This window comes from Escherichia sp. Marseille-Q3837, from assembly GCF_916618735.1.
Classification (GTDB): Bacteria; Pseudomonadota; Gammaproteobacteria; order Enterobacterales; family Enterobacteriaceae; genus Escherichia; species Escherichia ruysiae.
The window spans coordinates 3,517,554-3,532,356 of sequence record NZ_CAKAKC010000001.1; the positions used below are offsets into that span (position 1 = coordinate 3,517,554).

Consider the following 14,803-nt stretch of genomic DNA (forward strand, 5'->3'; position numbering starts at 1 on the left):
GCGCCTGTTTTTTTGCCAGTGGTACATGCTCGTGGCCCAACACACCGTTTATTTCCCGGACGCCTTTCTGACGCAAATGCGTGAAGCAATGCCTTCGACGCTCTCTTTTGATGATTTTCTCGCCGCCTGTCAGCGCCCATTGCGCCGCAGCATTCGCGTTAATACGCTGAAAATCTCCGTTGCAGATTTCCGGCAATTAACCGCTCCTTATGGCTGGACGCTAACGCCAATCCCGTGGTGTGAAGACGGTTTCTGGATCGAACGTGACGATGAAGACGCATTGCCGCTGGGCAGTACCGCTGAACATTTGAGTGGCCTGTTTTATATTCAGGAAGCCAGTTCAATGTTACCGGTTGCTGCATTGTTTGCCGATGGTAACGCCCCAAAACGGGTGATGGATGTCGCTGCTGCACCGGGTTCAAAAACTACGCAAATTGCCGCACGGATGAATAACGAAGGGGCGATCCTTGCCAACGAGTTTTCCGCCAGCCGGGTTAAAGTGTTACATGCCAATATCAGCCGCTGTGGCATCAGTAATGTTGCGCTCACGCATTTTGATGGCCGCGTGTTTGGTGCGGCATTGCCAGAAATGTTCGATGCTATTTTGCTGGATGCCCCCTGCTCCGGCGAAGGCGTGGTGCGTAAAGATCCCGATGCGCTGAAAAACTGGTCACCGGAAAGCAATCAGGAAATCGCCGCCACGCAGCGGGAACTGATCGACAGTGCCTTTCATGCCTTACGTCCTGGCGGCACCCTGGTCTACTCAACCTGCACCTTAAACCGGGAAGAAAACGAAGCCGTTTGCCTGTGGCTGAAAGAGACTTACCCTGATGCAGTAGAGTTTTTACCGCTGGGCGATCTATTCCCTGGCGCGTACAAGGCGCTGACCGAGGAAGGCTTTTTGCACGTCTTCCCACAAATTTATGATTGCGAAGGTTTTTTCGTTGCTCGTCTGCGTAAAACTCAGGCGATTCCCGCGTTGCCTGCGCCGAAATATAAAGTGGGCAATTTCCCGTTTACCATAGTGAAAGATCGCGAAGCCGGACAAATTCATCAGGCGGCTGCGAGTGTCGGCTTAAACTGGGATGAAAACCTGCGCCTCTGGCAGCGCGATAAAGAAATCTGGTTATTCCCGGTGGGCATTGAAGCGTTGATAGGTAAAGTCCGATTTTCCCGTCTGGGGATTAAACTTGCTGAAACGCATAACAAAGGTTATCGCTGGCAGCATGAAGCTGTCATTGCCCTTGCTTCAGTCGCCCATGCTAACGCGTTTGAACTGACACCACAGGAAGCGGAAGAGTGGTATCGCGGGCGCGACGTCTACCCACAAACCGCGCCAACTACGGATGATGTGCTGGTCACCTTCCAGCATCAGCCAGTCGGTTTAGCCAAACGTATTGGTTCACGGCTGAAAAACAGTTACCCACGGGAGCTGGTGCGCGACGGGAAACTTTTTACCGGTAAAGCCTGACCGCACACAAAAAAGCGCACTTTTTGACTGGCGAATCTGACTGCCTTGACTAGGCTGAAAAATGGTACGATCGAACTGGTCGTACCACAATCGGCACTTAAATGGAGAGCACGAAGATGAAAACCAGTGTACGCATAGGCGCTTTTGAAATCGACGACGGCGAGTTAACCGGCGAATCGCCTGGTGACCGAACGTTAACCATCCCCTGTAAATCTGACCCGGATTTATGTATGCAACTTGATGCCTGGGACGCCGAAACCAGCATCCCAGCCCTGCTAAACGGCGAACACTCTGTCCTTTACCGTACCCGCTACGATCAAAAGTCTGATGCCTGGATTATGCGTCTTGCCTGATCCAAAAAGAACCCGTCGGCATGACGGGTTATTTATCCTGGTTATTTCCCCCGTTGTAAAATCTCCCCTAAACTTAACGGTACGGCACCGCACTTCGAGGATGAAATGTTCGCGCTGGTACTTTTTGTTTGCTATCTGGACGCTGGCTGTGACGATATTGTGGTTGATATCTACAATACGGAACAGCAGTGCCTCTATTCAATGGACGATCAACGGATCCGCCACGGCGGCTGTTTTCCGATTGAGGATTTTATTGATGGTTTCTGGCGACCTGCACAGGATTACAGTGACTTTTAATTATTGCAGTTGCACAAGAGTCAACTCACCTCCGAAGACGGCGCCGGTATCAATATAATGCAAGTTACCGATATCCACGCGATGACGTAATGGCGTATGCCCAAACCAGAAATGATCGGCACCTGTAATTCCCTGCCCTTTTTGACCCCCACGCAATCGCGATCGACTCCACAACACCTGATGCAGATCGACTTCCTTATGCCACTCATAAATATCATTGGGGTAATCCGCATGGGCGATGACATGCAGTCCGCTACTACAGCTTAATTCAATTATCCACGGCAAAGACCAGCACTTTTCCAGCACTATTCTCGCCTGCTCGCATTGGCGCTCTGTCAGTGCTGCGAACCAGTCGCCGCCATTCATAAACCACAAAGACATCTGCTGCGAATCCAGCGCATCCATCGCCATCTGCTCATGATTGCCTCTTACCGCTCTGATCCAGCGTTGTTCCAGTAATTGCAGGCAGCGCAAACTCTCCGGGCCACGATCGATAACGTCACCAACCGAGATCAGCAAGTCTTGCCACGGGTCAAACCGGCAGTGCCATAATTTCTTACGCAGTTGCGCCAGGCAGCCATGAATATCCCCCACCAGCCAGATATGTCGCCACTGACTACCATCAATCTTCTGATAGATGTGTCTTGCCTGTTTCATCAATTCCTTACTCCCGCGCGAAAGATCACATTACCTTAACAAAAATGTTAAAAAAGCCTGGACTGAAGCAGTAGAGTGTGTGTTATGGTTGATGGTAAAGTCAGTGCAGTAAAAGCTGTGATGTAATCATCAAACTGGCTTTATAGATAAAAAGAGACCGAATACGATTCCTGTATTCGGTCCAGGGAAATGGCTCTTGGGAGAGAGCCGTGCGCTAAAAGTTGGCATTAATGCAGGCTTAGTTGCCTTGCCCTTTAAGAATAGATGACGACACCAGGTTTGCCAGTTTGCGTGCAAAATGGTCAATAAAAAGCGTGCTTGTCATCGTCTTAAATGTTAAAAACCGCCCGTTCTGGTGAAAGAACTGAGGCGGTTTTTTATTTGAAATTAAACATTTACTGTAGATGATTAACAGAGTTTCTCAGCTCTTTCAATAAACGGTGCCAGACTCATTTTTTCACCTGGTTTGTTAGGATTATCAATCTGGATCACTGAAATAGGCTGGGCGTTGGTCTTTCCGCTGGTAACTTCTTTTTGCGCGACATCGTTCAAAGGGTACTGCACCAGGGTGCTGGGGTTAATGACATACAGCGCGTTGCCCGGTCGGCATGTCAGCATCACTTCTTCACGATTAAATGCCCATTTGTCTTTGCCAATTTCAAAGCGACTAACGGTGATCACTTGTGGCGCTGCCAGCGCCGCTGCCGAACTGGTAAGCAATACAAATGCCAGAATACTTTTTTTCATCATTTTCGTAATCCATCAAAAAGGTTCGAGAGTTGCAAGCAGGCTGATAATCACCAGCACTACCGCACCTATCGCCCATTCGAGTTTTGTCATCCAAACAAACCACGGAGCCGCACGGTCTTCATCTTGCCCCATCCGTGGCACCAGAACATAACGATTTGCCAGTGCAATGGCTACCATAATCATCACCAATATGACCTTTAGAAATAAAAGCTGCCCCCAGTAAGTCGCAAGTGTTGGGGGAAATCCGGTGATGAATAATGCATTAAGCACACCGCTTGCCAGCACGCCAATTACCGCAAAATGTCCACACCAGGAGAATCGCATCAGTGCATGAATGGCCTGACGTCGCCAGCGCCCTTTTACCAACCGCATACACCAGACGACCGGCAGCAAGCCACCAAACCATGCCGCCGCGCAAATCAGATGTACAGCGTGATTAGTCTGATGGATTTTCGCCGTTAATCCTTCGTTTAACGTCGCATGTCCTACTCCCGCCATCAGGATAAATTGCGCGGTAGTTAGCACAAACAACAGACGTGGCATGTTCCCTGGTTGCATCAGAGCGACGGTTAGCGTAACGAGGGCGAGAACGATTTGCCAAATCCAGACACCACCAAACTGCGTTTGTAACACTGATTGACAAATGTTCAACGAAACCACATCCGACCATCCCGCGCCCATCAACCCGCCCTGTACGGCGAACATCGCAGCGGCGCTGCTCAAACTCCAGACGGCAGCATGTTGTTGTAAACGCAGAAAACGTTTCGTCAGCAAGCGACGAATTGCTATTGGTGCCAGCCATGCGCCATACATCGCGAAGCCAAAGACCAGCATCAGGGAGGTAAAATGGATAAATCGCAATGCGACCCAGGTAAACGCCAGCATGTTTTATTTCACTGTAAAGGTGTAATGCCCTTTGGTTTTATGCCCGTCCACCGAGACAACATGCCAGTTGACGGTATAACTTCCGGGCTTCAGGGCGTCGGCAAGCGGAACAATCAATTGGTTTTTGTCTTGTTCATTACGCTTCGCGGGTAATGTTTTAACATCTTCATTCTTTGAACCGATGATTTTGGCGCCGCTGAATCCGGGTTCAATACTTTCAGAGAAGTTTAACGTAATGGCCTGTGGGGCAGTAGTAACCTCCGCATTCGCCGCAGGATACTGATGCGTCAGATGCGCATGTGCCCAGACAGAAGGCGCCAGCGAAGCGGCAAATAATACGAGTGCGTAACGAAGAGAACGTGCAGTTGAAACCATATTATCTATTCCTTTTTGTAATAACTTTTTTACAGAGCATAACCTTGTCTAATGATAGAGTCGAGGATCATCAATTCCGGCTTGCCATCCTGGCTGACTCTTAGTAACTTTTGCCCGCAATTAACGAGGAGACACAATATGCTGAAGAATCTGGCTAAACTGGATCAAACTGAAATGGATAAAGTTAATGTCGATCTGGCGGCTGCCGGGGTGGCATTTAAAGAACGTTACAATATGCCGGTAATTGCTGAGGCGGTTGAACGTGAACAACCGGAACACCTGCGAAGCTGGTTTCGTGAGCGCCTTATTACCCACCGCCTTGCCTCTGTAAATCTGTCACGCTTACCTTACGAGCCTAAACTTAAATAAACCTTATATTAAGTTACACTTTCTTACATAGCGCCTGCTAAATTGTGAGTATTTTCTTATACGCATCAATATTTGCGGACACTGTGAAAAGGAAGTCATTATGACATACAGGAAAGTCGCAGCAGCACAATATGAGCCTCGTAATGCCTCACTCACTGAGCAGGTGGCCCATCATCTGGAGTTCGTGAGGGCTGCCGCCAGACAGCAGTGCGAACTTTTAGTTTTCCCCTCGCTTTCTCTACTGGGATGTGATTATAAGCGACGCTCTCTTCCTGCCCCGCCCGACCTTTCGCTGTTAGCCCCGCTTTGTTATGCCGCGACAACATGGAGAATGACCATTATTACCGGCCTCCCCGTTGAACATAATGAACGTTTTATTCGTGGTATTGCCGTATTCGCGCCAGGGATGAACGCGCCCGGAATTTATCATCAAAGCCACGGAGCATGTCTGGATCGACATTCTAAAACCATCACTGTGGTGGATGGACAACCTGAAGGCATTGATATGCCCCCAACCTGTTCACTGTTTACCACCGGTCAGTGCATCAGTGAGCCAGAACTATTGGCTTCTACTCGCCACTTACAATTTTTCTCACATCAGTTCTCCATCGCCGTACTGATGGCTAATGCCCGGGGCAACAGCGCACTGTGGGATGAACATGGCAGCCTTATTGTTCGCGCCGATCGCGGTTCGTTATTGTTAGTTGGTCAACGCACAGCGCAGGGTTGGCAAGGCGATATCATTCCATTACGCTAGGCGTTTTCGGCCCGGAGTTTTGCCATGCTGCGTATTATCGATACAGAAACCTGCGGTTTACAGGGAGGGGTCGTCGAGATCGCCTCAGTTGATGTTGTTGATGGGAAAATCGTCAACCCCATGAGCCACCTGGTGCGCCCCGACCGTCCCATTACTCCGCAAGCTATGGCGATTCATCGCATCACCGAAGCCATGGTCGCCGACAAGCCGTGGATTGAAGAGGTGATCCCGCACTACTACGGTAGTGAATGGTATGTCGCCCACAATGCCAGCTTTGACCGCCGCGTATTGCCTGAAATGCCTGGCGAGTGGATCTGCACGATGAAACTGGCTCGTCGTTTGTGGCCAGGAATCAAGTACAGCAATATGGCGTTGTATAAAACGCGTAAACTCAGTGTACAAACGCCGCCAGGCTTGCATCACCACCGTGCGCTGTATGACTGTTACATCACCGCTGCCTTGCTTATCGATATTATGAACACATCCGGCTGGACGGTGGAACAAATGGCGGATATCACTGGACGTCCATCATTGTTAACGACGTTCACGTTTGGCAAGTATCGCGGTAAAGCAGTATCAGAAGTTGCAGAGCGCGATCCGGGCTACCTGCGCTGGTTGTTTAATAACCTCGACAGTATGAGCCCGGAATTGCGTTTAACGTTGAAGCATTACCTGGAGAATGCTTAAGCCGCTGGCTGACCGGGTAATGTCCCCTGCGCCAGCGCGACCAGAAAAGCATATTCCATCGCCACACCTTCGTAAGATTTGAAGCGCCCCGATTTACCGCCATGCCCTGAGTCCATGTCGGTACACAGCAATAACAGATGGTCATCGGTTTTCAACTCACGCAATTTAGCCACCCATTTTGCCGGTTCCCAGTATTGCACCTGTGAATCGTGTAAACCGGTCGTTACCAGCAAATGCGGATAAGCCTGTGCGGTGACGTTGTCATACGGGCTGTAGCTTTTCATGTACTCGTAATATTGCGGATCTTGCGGATTCCCCCACTCTTCAAATTCGCCAGTGGTCAGAGGAATTGATTCATCAAGCATCGTTGTTACGACATCAACAAACGGCACCTGGGCGATAACGCCGTGGAACAGCTCGGGGCGTTCGTTGATAGCGACCCCCATCAGCATTCCCCCCGCACTGCCTCCCATTGCATAACAGAGCGAAGGAGAGCCATAGCCCAGTTTTAACAATGCATCGCAGGCATCAAGATAATCATTAAACGTATTTTTCTTCTTCAGGAATTTACCGTCTTCGTACCATTGATGCCCCAGCTCGCCACCACCGCGAACATGGACAATGGCGTAGACAAATCCACGATCCAACAAACTCAAGCGGCTAAAACTGAAATCGGCATCAATACTTGCGCCGTAAGAACCGTAGCCATACACCAGTAGCGGGTTGTGTCCTTTGCGAAAATGTTTGCGATGATAGACCAGCGAAACCGGAACTTCGACGCCATCACGGGCGACTATCCACAGGTGTTCACTGCGGTAATTCGCCGCATCAAAACCGGGAACTTCCGTTTGTTTTAATACACGACGCTCACCGGTATCCATATCCAGTTCAAACAAAGTATCTGGCGTGGTCATGGAGGAATAACCGTAACGCAATCGCGCGGTTTCAGGTTCTGGATTGTAGGCAATCCAGGTCACGTAGGCCGGATCATCAAAGGCAATGCCGATGACTTCCCGTGTCTTGCGGTTAATTTGGCGCAAACTGGTTAACCCGCGCTGACGCTCTTCAACCACCAGCCAGTCGGTAAACAGCGTAAACCCTTCCAGCATGATGTTATCGCGTGGCGGAATTAACTCCTCCCATTGTTGTTCATCACGCATACGGGTACGGTATAAACCAAAGTTTTTGCCGTTGCGGTTGGAACGCAGATAAAACCGATGCTGGTAGTGATCAAGACTGTATTCGTGATCTTTGCGGCGCGGCAGAAAAACAAACGGCTCGGCATCGGCCATTTCCGCGTCCAGCAAGCGAACTTCACTGGTGGTGGCGCTGGCCAGGTGAATGACTACATAGTGCTTCGATGTCGTTTTATGCAAACTGACGTAATAGGTATCGTCTTTTTCTTCGTAGATCAGTTTATCGTGCGATGCCGGAGTCCCGATGGCGTGTCGCCAGACCTGATAAGGCAGCAGCGTCACCGGATGCTTGCGCACATAATAGAAAGTCCACGAGTCATTCGCCCAGACAAAGCTGGGATCGACATTATCCAGCAATTCGGGATACCAGTTGCCCGTTTCAAGATTGCGAAAACGGATGCCGTACTGGCGTCGGGAAAGGAAATCTTCCGCCAGCGCCATAATGGTGTTATCGGGGGTAATTGCCATTCCGCCCATCGAATAAAACTCACTGTGCGCCGCGCGCTTGTTGGCATCGAGCAATGTTTCCCACTCATCCCACTCTTCACTGAACGCCGATTGACGCTGGTAGATGGCATATTCACAGCCAGGTTCATAAATATGCCGGTAGCGGTAGCCATTTTTGATGTAGGGCGCAGAGACTTCTCTTTGCGGAATGCGGTCGATGATTTCCTTTAATATGCGATCCTGCAAGGCTTGTTGCGAAGCCATCACCCGATGACCGTAGCTATTTTCTTGTTGCAAATAGTCCAGCACTTCCGGCTGTGAGCGCGTGTCGTCCCGCAGCCAGTAGTAATTATCGATACGCGTATCGCCATGAAGCGTCATGGCGTGGGGAATGCGGGCGGCTTTTGGTAGCATGTTATTGTTCTTTCTGGTTGAAACATCTTATAAGGGTGGCAAAACTCACCCGGTATGCAAGCGAAACAGGGTAGTCATTGCTCAGATGATGACAGGTAATGGCGTGGATATCGAATGATATGCTGACAGAGAAAATCAGTCCGTTCAAATGGCTGTGCGGTTCTGGATAGCCCGAAATAGTCCACTGTCAGGCTATCCAGAGAGCGGAATTATTCCGCCAAAGTGCGCTTTTGCTGTTCGAGATCGCGTTCGATCCCTTCACGAACATCCTGGGGAATTTTCAGCGCGTCGCCCAATGCATTCAGGTAGCTACGCTCCATGAAATGATCAATATCAATAGCTGCACAGCTCAAGAAATAGATTTCCAGCGCCTCTTCTTCATTACGAACCCCGTTCGCCAGGCGCTGCGGATCCAGCGGTTGTTCAATTGCCTGCTCAATGAGTACACGCCCCTGCTCTTCCACGCCGGCTTCACGCAATTGCTGGTCGATAGCTGCACGTTCTTTGGCATCAATATGACCATCACTTTTAGCGGCAAAGACCAGTGCAAGGATCAAACGTTCCGTACGCTCATCCAGCGGCGTGCTTTGAGTGCCGAATTGCGGTTCATCCTGATGCGCCGCACGAATTTTATCTTTGTATTTGTTCCACAGCACCGTACCCGCTACCGCTCCGCCGCCAACCAGCAACGCATTGGTGCCATATTTCGTGAGAAGTTTACGTGCTGATTTATTTGCGACCAGCAACCCTGCCAGCCCGCCTAATGCGCCCGGCACTAAAAGTTTGCCCAATCCCTGCTCCATAGACGAGGAGGTAGAAGAACTGCTTTGCCCAAGCAGGGATTGCAGCTGATTTAACCAGTTAGCCATATTTGCTCCTCAATAACCATTTTTAGTGCCTGTAGCATAGCGGATGAGGATGTCAGAAAGTGTATATCGCGGCAAAAGATGCGCAAATAAACGGACCGAAAGGAAGTCAGCGACGGAAATTCGCGTCAGATAAGGAACTCGGCTATGGTGGGAATGTGGAGGAAGGATTGATTGGGATTATCTGCTGCTGATTGCCTACTGCGATGCTGTCGCGCCTTATCATGCCTACGGGGTCTGATGCATTGTAAGGCGGACAGGTGCTTACACCACATCCGCCAGGAATTATGCGCAATGACTAATAGCCATTAACGACGCTGATACTCCGCCATTCCCGCTTTACAGTCCACGCTTACCTGATAATGAATATCGGCACTTTTACCGCGCACGGTCAGCGGAACTGACCATTTATCATCTTTACCCTGAATATCCTGCAAACTAACCCACGCAACCGGATCTGCCTGACCAACGATTTTTTGATCGTCTGCCCAGCGCGCTACGCGGTTTTGTTGATAATCGCGTTTTACACTCGCGGCAATTCCGGCTGCATCCAGACCTTCACACTTTGGGAAAGTTACTGACTTGCTGGTTTCGTTATTTGCAGCAAAAACTGATGCGCAGGCAGAAAGCAGTAACAGCCCCAACAACGCTCCTCTTTTTTTCATGTTTTTCTCCATAGCACAATGATTCAGGAGAAAGCATGGTACAAATTGTCAGGAGCGCAAGTTGCTTCAGGCGGCGTGGGTCTCATCTTCCGCATCGTTGTTATTATCGACCACCTGCGGAGACGGTAATTTGCCTGTTTTCAGGATGGTACTCAGGACATCTTTCTGTTCTGCCAGCCACAGTGAAAGGGCTTCACGTTGCTCGTCTTCCATTTTGACCGGGGAATTTGCCAGCCAGGTGTCGAGCAGATCCGCCGTATCAAGCATTTTGTCATAAGCATCGGCTTCCTTTTTGCTGGTAAACGACATCTTCTCTTCGCCCTCACGAATGACTACGTATTTAATTTCAACCGCCATTTGCAGCCTCTCATCATAACTGTAATTTTATACAGTATATTTCTTTTCAATCGAGTAATCAACGCAAGCAATCAAGCAATAAAGACACACGCAAACGTTTTCGTTTATACTTCACGCGAAATTAATCAGGGGATATTCGTTATGACGTTATTAGGCACTGCGCTGCGTCCGGCAGCAACTCGCGTGATGTTATTAGGTTCCGGTGAACTGGGTAAAGAAGTGGCAATCGAGTGCCAGCGCCTCGGCGTAGAGGTAATTGCGGTTGATCGCTATGCCGACGCGCCAGCCATGCATGTCGCACACCGCTCCCATGTCATTAATATGCTGGATGGTGATGCATTGCGCCGCGTGGTTGAACTGGAAAAGCCGCACTATATCGTACCGGAGATTGAAGCTATTGCCACCGATATGCTGATCCAGCTTGAAGAGGAAGGACTGAATGTTGTCCCCTGCGCGCGCGCGACAAAATTAACCATGAATCGCGAGGGCATCCGCCGTCTGGCGGCAGAAGAGCTTCAAATTCCCACTTCAACGTATCGTTTTGCCGACAGCGAAAACCTTTTCCGCGAGGCGGTTGCCGCCATTGGCTATCCCTGTATTGTTAAACCGGTGATGAGTTCTTCCGGCAAGGGGCAGACATTTATTCGCTCTGCCGAACAGCTTGCTCAGGCGTGGGAGTACGCCCAGCAAGGTGGTCGCGCTGGAGCAGGTCGTGTGATTGTTGAAGGCGTGGTTAAGTTTGACTTCGAAATTACACTACTGACCGTCAGCGCCGTGGATGGTGTCCATTTCTGTGCGCCAGTCGGCCATCGTCAGGAAGATGGAGATTACCGTGAATCCTGGCAACCGCAGCAAATGAGCCCCCTTGCCCTTGAACGTGCGCAGGAGATTGCCCGTAAAGTGGTGCTGGCGCTGGGAGGTTATGGGCTGTTTGGTGTCGAGTTGTTTGTCTGTGGTGATGAGGTGATTTTCAGTGAAGTCTCCCCTCGCCCGCATGACACCGGGATGGTGACGTTAATTTCTCAGGATCTCTCAGAATTTGCCCTACATGTACGCGCGTTCCTTGGACTGCCTGTTGGTGGGATCCGCCAGTATGGTCCAGCCGCTTCTGCGGTTATCCTGCCGCAACTGACCAGTCAGAATGTCACGTTTGATAATGTGCAGAATGCCGTAGGCGCAGGTCTACAGATTCGATTATTTGGTAAGCCGGAAATTGATGGCAGCCGTCGTCTGGGTGTGGCACTGGCTACTGCAGAGAGTATTGATGAGGCCATTAAACGCGCGAAGCACGCCGCCGGTCAGGTGAAAGTGCAAGGTTAAATCTGTTAAAAACAAGCTACAAAAATGCCCGATTCACAATCGGGCATTTCAGATTGCTGACAAAGTGCGCTTTGTTTATGTCAGATGCGGCGTAAACGCCTTATCTGACCTACAAATCTTATGAATTCAATATATTACAATTCACTTGTAGGCCTGATAAGCATAGCGCATCAGGCAATGTTGCGTTTGTCATCATCCTCAAAAATGCCCGATTCTCGATCGGGCATTTTGACTCTTACAGCTTAGCGCCTTCTACTGCTTCACGCGCCAGCTTAGTAATACGGTCGTAATCGCCCGCTTCCAGCGCATCCGCCGGAACCAGCCAGGAACCACCGATGCACAGTACGCTTTTCAGCGCCAGGTAATCACGGTAGTTAGCCGGAGAAATGCCACCAGTCGGGCAGAAACGCACCTGGGAGAACGGACCTGCGATCGCTTGCAGGGCTTTCACGCCGCCGTTAGCTTCAGCCGGGAAGAATTTGAACTCTTTCAGGCCGTAGTCCATACCCAGCATCAGTTCGGAAACAGTGCTGATCCCTGGAATCAGAGGGATTGTACCTTCAGTCGCCGCTTTCAGCAGTGGCTCAGTCAGACCCGGGCTGATTGCGAACTGTGCACCCGCTTCGGTCACTTCTGCCAGTTGCTGTGGATTCAGCACTGTACCGGCACCCACAATCGCTTCAGGCACTTCTTTGGCGATAGCACGGATAGCATCAACTGCACACTCGGTACGCAGAGTCACTTCCAGAACGCGCACCCCACCAGCAACCAACGCTTTTGCCATCGGCACCGCGTGTTCCAGTTTTTTTACCACGATAACCGGTACAACCGGGCCGGTGGTCAGGATTGATTCTGCACTTGTTTTCCAGTTTTTCATCAGAGTTTTCTCTCGCCTGATTACAAATTTGTCATCTTAAAAAGTGATACAGGTTGCGCCCTGTTCGGCACCGGACAGTTTTTCACGCAAGGCGCTGAATAATTCACGTCCTGTTCCCACGCGTGACGCGCTCAGGTCAGGAATGTGCGGTTCGCGAGCAGCCAGTTCCGCTTCGTCTACCAGCAGCGTCAGTTCGCCTGTCTGTCCATTCACACGAATGATGTCCCCGTCGCGCACTTTTGCCAGCAGCCCGCCATCGTAGGCTTCTGGTGTTACGTGGATAGCTGACGGCACTTTACCTGAAGCACCGGAGAGTCGTCCATCAGTAACTAACGCAATTTTGAAACACCGGTCCAATAATACACCAAGTGGCGGCATGAGTTTATGTAATTCTGGCATTCCGTTCGCTTTTGGCCCCTGATGACGGACAACAACCACACAATCGCGATCCAGCAAACCCGCTTCAAAGGCAGGCATAACGTCATGTTGGCTTTCAAAAACAACCGCAGGCGCTTCAATCACCTGGTTTTCTACCGGTACGGCAGAGGTCTTCATAACCGCACGGCCCAGGTTACCGCTTAACACTTTTGTCCCGCCATGATGAGAGAAAGGCTGCTCGAAGGAAGCAATCACATTGCTGTCGAGCGATTTTTCTGCGCCCTCGCGCCAGTCCAGCTCACCGTTATTCAGCCACGGTTCGAGGGTATAACGCGAAAGGCCAAAACCCGCTACCGTGTTGACATCTTCATGCAGCAGGCCCGCCTTGAGCAGTTCACGCACCAGCACTGGTACGCCACCCGCTGCCTGGAAATGGTTAATATCGGCCGGACCGTTCGGGTAGAGACGCGCCATCAGCGGTACGACATCAGAAAGATCAGAGAAATCATCCCAGTTAATCTGAATACCCGCCGCACGCGCCATCGCCACCAGGTGCATTGTGTGGTTAGTGGAGCCGCCGGTCGCCAGCAGTGCCACGATGCCGTTCACCACCACTTTTTCGTCGATCATCTTACCGATCGGCATCCATTCATTACCGTTGCCAGTCATGCGTGTGACCTGGCGCGCTGCGGCTGCGGTTAATGCATCACGTAACGGGGAGTCCGGATGAACAAAAGAAGAGCCCGGCAACTGCATCCCCATAAACTCCACCACCATCTGGTTGGTGTTGGCAGTACCGTAGAAAGTACATGTACCCGGCGCATGATAAGATGCAGCTTCTGACTCCAGCAGTGCCATACGATCCACTTTGCCTTCGGCATAAAGCTGGCGAATACGCACTTTTTCTTTATTTGGCAACCCGCTTGCCATTGGACCTGATGGCACAAATACCGCAGGCAGATGACCGAACGACAAAGCAGCCATCGTAAGCCCAGGGACAATCTTGTCGCACACGCCGAGGAACAGCGCGCCATCAAACATATTATGGGACAGCCCCACCGCCGCAGACATTGCAATCACTTCGCGGCTTAGCAGCGACAGTTCCATGCCGTCCTGCCCCTGGGTTACACCATCGCACATAGCCGGAACACCACCAGCAACCTGACCGACCGCGTTGGCTTCATGCAGTGCTTTACGAATAATCTCCGGGTAGTGTTCATAAGGCTGGTGGGCAGAGAGCATGTCGTTGTAGGAGGTGATGATAGCGATATTGTTACGCAACATGCTTTTCAGAGAGGCTTTGTCTTCTGGCTGGCAGGCAGCGAAACCGTGTGCCAGGTTACCACATGCCAACTGCGAACGATGAACGGTCGAAGTTTTCGCTTGTTCGATCCGGGCGAGGTATGCAGAGCGAGTCTCGCGCGAACGTTCAATGATTCGATTTGTTACGCGTAACAATTGTGGATTCATAAAGGCTCCTGAAATTGAGTTGTCAGAGCAGGATGATTCACAACGCGTTTCATTCAGGAAAATTATGACTGAAACGCCTGTAACCGGAGCTCATAGGGCAGAAACGTTTCAGTCAGTGTAATAAAAAAAGCCTCGTGGGTGAATCCACACGAGGCTCAAAAGTGTAAAAATTACTCTACAATCTGTGCAAGATCATGTTACCGGTAAAATAA

The 14,803-nt window shown here is 50.6% G+C and carries 17 protein-coding genes; 7 read left to right on the forward strand and 10 right to left on the reverse strand.

All coding sequences use genetic code 11. The features are described 5' to 3' along the window. Positions 1-31 precede the first annotated feature (31 nt). From rsmF to LG381_RS16945, 3 genes are all read left to right on the forward strand, one after another. On the forward strand, positions 32-1,471 hold the full coding sequence (gene rsmF, locus LG381_RS16935; protein ID WP_225762676.1) for a 16S rRNA (cytosine(1407)-C(5))-methyltransferase RsmF: 1,440 nt from the start codon (positions 32-34) through the stop codon (positions 1,469-1,471). Between the two features lie 116 nt (positions 1,472-1,587). Beyond that, entirely contained in the window at positions 1,588-1,824 is a 237-nt protein-coding gene (locus LG381_RS16940) for a DUF1480 family protein (RefSeq protein ID WP_010345804.1), read from the forward strand. A gap of 105 nt (positions 1,825-1,929) precedes the next feature. Further along, positions 1,930-2,121: a YebW family protein gene (locus tag LG381_RS16945; RefSeq protein ID WP_032225372.1), complete on the forward strand. Its 192-nt coding sequence runs from the start codon at positions 1,930-1,932 to the stop codon at positions 2,119-2,121. Here the strand turns inward: LG381_RS16945 and pphA are convergent, their stop codons facing one another. The 4 genes from pphA to yobA form a co-directional block, all read right to left on the reverse strand. Then, a complete protein-coding gene (gene pphA / locus LG381_RS16950) occupies positions 2,122-2,778 on the reverse strand; it encodes a protein-serine/threonine phosphatase (protein ID WP_105289702.1) in 657 nt (218 codons plus the stop codon). A gap of 408 nt (positions 2,779-3,186) precedes the next feature. Next, positions 3,187-3,528 (reverse strand): YebY family protein, encoded by a 342-nt coding sequence (locus LG381_RS16955; RefSeq protein WP_225762677.1) that lies wholly within the window; start codon positions 3,526-3,528, stop codon positions 3,187-3,189. A 12-nt stretch (positions 3,529-3,540) separates the two neighbouring features. Beyond that, positions 3,541-4,413 (reverse strand): copper homeostasis membrane protein CopD, encoded by an 873-nt coding sequence (gene copD, locus LG381_RS16960; protein WP_225762678.1) that lies wholly within the window; start codon positions 4,411-4,413, stop codon positions 3,541-3,543. A gap of 3 nt (positions 4,414-4,416) precedes the next feature. Continuing rightward, a complete protein-coding gene (gene yobA, locus LG381_RS16965) occupies positions 4,417-4,788 on the reverse strand; it encodes a CopC domain-containing protein YobA (RefSeq protein WP_225762679.1) in 372 nt (123 codons plus the stop codon). Between the two features lie 138 nt (positions 4,789-4,926). On the opposite strand from yobA, the gene holE reads away from it, so the two are divergent. From holE to exoX, 3 genes are all read left to right on the forward strand, one after another. Beyond that, a complete protein-coding gene (holE, locus tag LG381_RS16970) occupies positions 4,927-5,157 on the forward strand; it encodes a DNA polymerase III subunit theta (protein WP_000916765.1) in 231 nt (76 codons plus the stop codon). Between the two features lie 100 nt (positions 5,158-5,257). After that, the gene (gene yobB / locus LG381_RS16975) at positions 5,258-5,914 is read left to right on the forward strand and encodes a carbon-nitrogen hydrolase family protein YobB (protein ID WP_105289701.1); all 657 of its coding nucleotides are present in this window, start codon (positions 5,258-5,260) and stop codon (positions 5,912-5,914) included. 24 nt (positions 5,915-5,938) lie between these two features. Beyond that, entirely contained in the window at positions 5,939-6,601 is a 663-nt protein-coding gene (exoX, locus tag LG381_RS16980; protein WP_000944297.1) for an exodeoxyribonuclease X, read from the forward strand. Here the strand turns inward: exoX and ptrB are convergent. The 4 genes from ptrB to yebG all read right to left on the reverse strand — a co-directional run bounded on the left by ptrB (position 6,598) and on the right by yebG (position 10,546). After that, positions 6,598-8,658, reverse strand: a complete 2,061-nt coding sequence (gene ptrB, locus LG381_RS16985) for an oligopeptidase B (protein ID WP_225762680.1) — start codon at positions 8,656-8,658, stop codon at positions 6,598-6,600. The genes exoX and ptrB overlap by 4 nt on opposite strands. A 209-nt stretch (positions 8,659-8,867) precedes the next feature. Beyond that, positions 8,868-9,527 (reverse strand): tellurite resistance TerB family protein, encoded by a 660-nt coding sequence (locus tag LG381_RS16990; RefSeq protein ID WP_000024758.1) that lies wholly within the window; start codon positions 9,525-9,527, stop codon positions 8,868-8,870. 305 nt (positions 9,528-9,832) lie between these two features. Next, positions 9,833-10,189, reverse strand: a complete 357-nt coding sequence (gene yebF, locus LG381_RS16995; protein ID WP_010345796.1) for a protein YebF — start codon at positions 10,187-10,189, stop codon at positions 9,833-9,835. Positions 10,190-10,255: 66 nt separating this feature from the next. Then, positions 10,256-10,546 (reverse strand): DNA damage-inducible protein YebG, encoded by a 291-nt coding sequence (gene yebG / locus LG381_RS17000; protein ID WP_225762681.1) that lies wholly within the window; start codon positions 10,544-10,546, stop codon positions 10,256-10,258. Positions 10,547-10,687: 141 nt separating this feature from the next. Between yebG and purT the strand changes: the two genes are divergently transcribed. Continuing rightward, positions 10,688-11,866 carry a formate-dependent phosphoribosylglycinamide formyltransferase gene (purT, locus tag LG381_RS17005; protein WP_000173457.1) on the forward strand — a complete coding sequence of 393 codons (1,179 nt, stop codon included), beginning with the start codon at positions 10,688-10,690 and terminating at the stop codon, positions 11,864-11,866. Between the two features lie 235 nt (positions 11,867-12,101). On the opposite strand, the gene kdgA is transcribed toward purT, so the two are convergent. Further along, the gene (kdgA, locus tag LG381_RS17010) at positions 12,102-12,743 is read right to left on the reverse strand and encodes a bifunctional 4-hydroxy-2-oxoglutarate aldolase/2-dehydro-3-deoxy-phosphogluconate aldolase (RefSeq protein WP_000800512.1); all 642 of its coding nucleotides are present in this window, start codon (positions 12,741-12,743) and stop codon (positions 12,102-12,104) included. A 36-nt stretch (positions 12,744-12,779) separates the two neighbouring features. Further along, entirely contained in the window at positions 12,780-14,591 is a 1,812-nt protein-coding gene (gene edd, locus LG381_RS17015) for a phosphogluconate dehydratase (protein WP_001069467.1), read from the reverse strand. Between the last annotated feature and the right edge of the window lie 212 nt (positions 14,592-14,803).

Bases quoted from the DNA above. Each gene is read 5' to 3' on its own strand.
- LG381_RS16940 (WP_010345804.1), top strand. From the start codon at position 1,588: ATGAAAACCAGTGTACGCATAGGCGCTTTTGAAATCGACGACGGCGAG.
- LG381_RS16945 (WP_032225372.1), top strand. From the start codon at position 1,930: ATGTTCGCGCTGGTACTTTTTGTTTGCTATCTGGACGCTGGCTGTGAC.
- pphA (WP_105289702.1), bottom strand. From the start codon at position 2,778: ATGAAACAGGCAAGACACATCTATCAGAAGATTGATGGTAGTCAGTGG.
- LG381_RS16955 (WP_225762677.1), bottom strand. From the start codon at position 3,528: ATGATGAAAAAAAGTATTCTGGCATTTGTATTGCTTACCAGTTCGGCA.
- copD (WP_225762678.1), bottom strand. From the start codon at position 4,413: ATGCTGGCGTTTACCTGGGTCGCATTGCGATTTATCCATTTTACCTCC.
- yobA (WP_225762679.1), bottom strand. From the start codon at position 4,788: ATGGTTTCAACTGCACGTTCTCTTCGTTACGCACTCGTATTATTTGCC.
- holE (WP_000916765.1), top strand. From the start codon at position 4,927: ATGCTGAAGAATCTGGCTAAACTGGATCAAACTGAAATGGATAAAGTT.
- yobB (WP_105289701.1), top strand. From the start codon at position 5,258: ATGACATACAGGAAAGTCGCAGCAGCACAATATGAGCCTCGTAATGCC.
- exoX (WP_000944297.1), top strand. From the start codon at position 5,939: ATGCTGCGTATTATCGATACAGAAACCTGCGGTTTACAGGGAGGGGTC.
- ptrB (WP_225762680.1), bottom strand. From the start codon at position 8,658: ATGCTACCAAAAGCCGCCCGCATTCCCCACGCCATGACGCTTCATGGC.
- LG381_RS16990 (WP_000024758.1), bottom strand. From the start codon at position 9,527: ATGGCTAACTGGTTAAATCAGCTGCAATCCCTGCTTGGGCAAAGCAGT.
- yebF (WP_010345796.1), bottom strand. From the start codon at position 10,189: ATGAAAAAAAGAGGAGCGTTGTTGGGGCTGTTACTGCTTTCTGCCTGC.
- yebG (WP_225762681.1), bottom strand. From the start codon at position 10,546: ATGGCGGTTGAAATTAAATACGTAGTCATTCGTGAGGGCGAAGAGAAG.
- purT (WP_000173457.1), top strand. From the start codon at position 10,688: ATGACGTTATTAGGCACTGCGCTGCGTCCGGCAGCAACTCGCGTGATG.
- kdgA (WP_000800512.1), bottom strand. From the start codon at position 12,743: ATGAAAAACTGGAAAACAAGTGCAGAATCAATCCTGACCACCGGCCCG.
- edd (WP_001069467.1), bottom strand. From the start codon at position 14,591: ATGAATCCACAATTGTTACGCGTAACAAATCGAATCATTGAACGTTCG.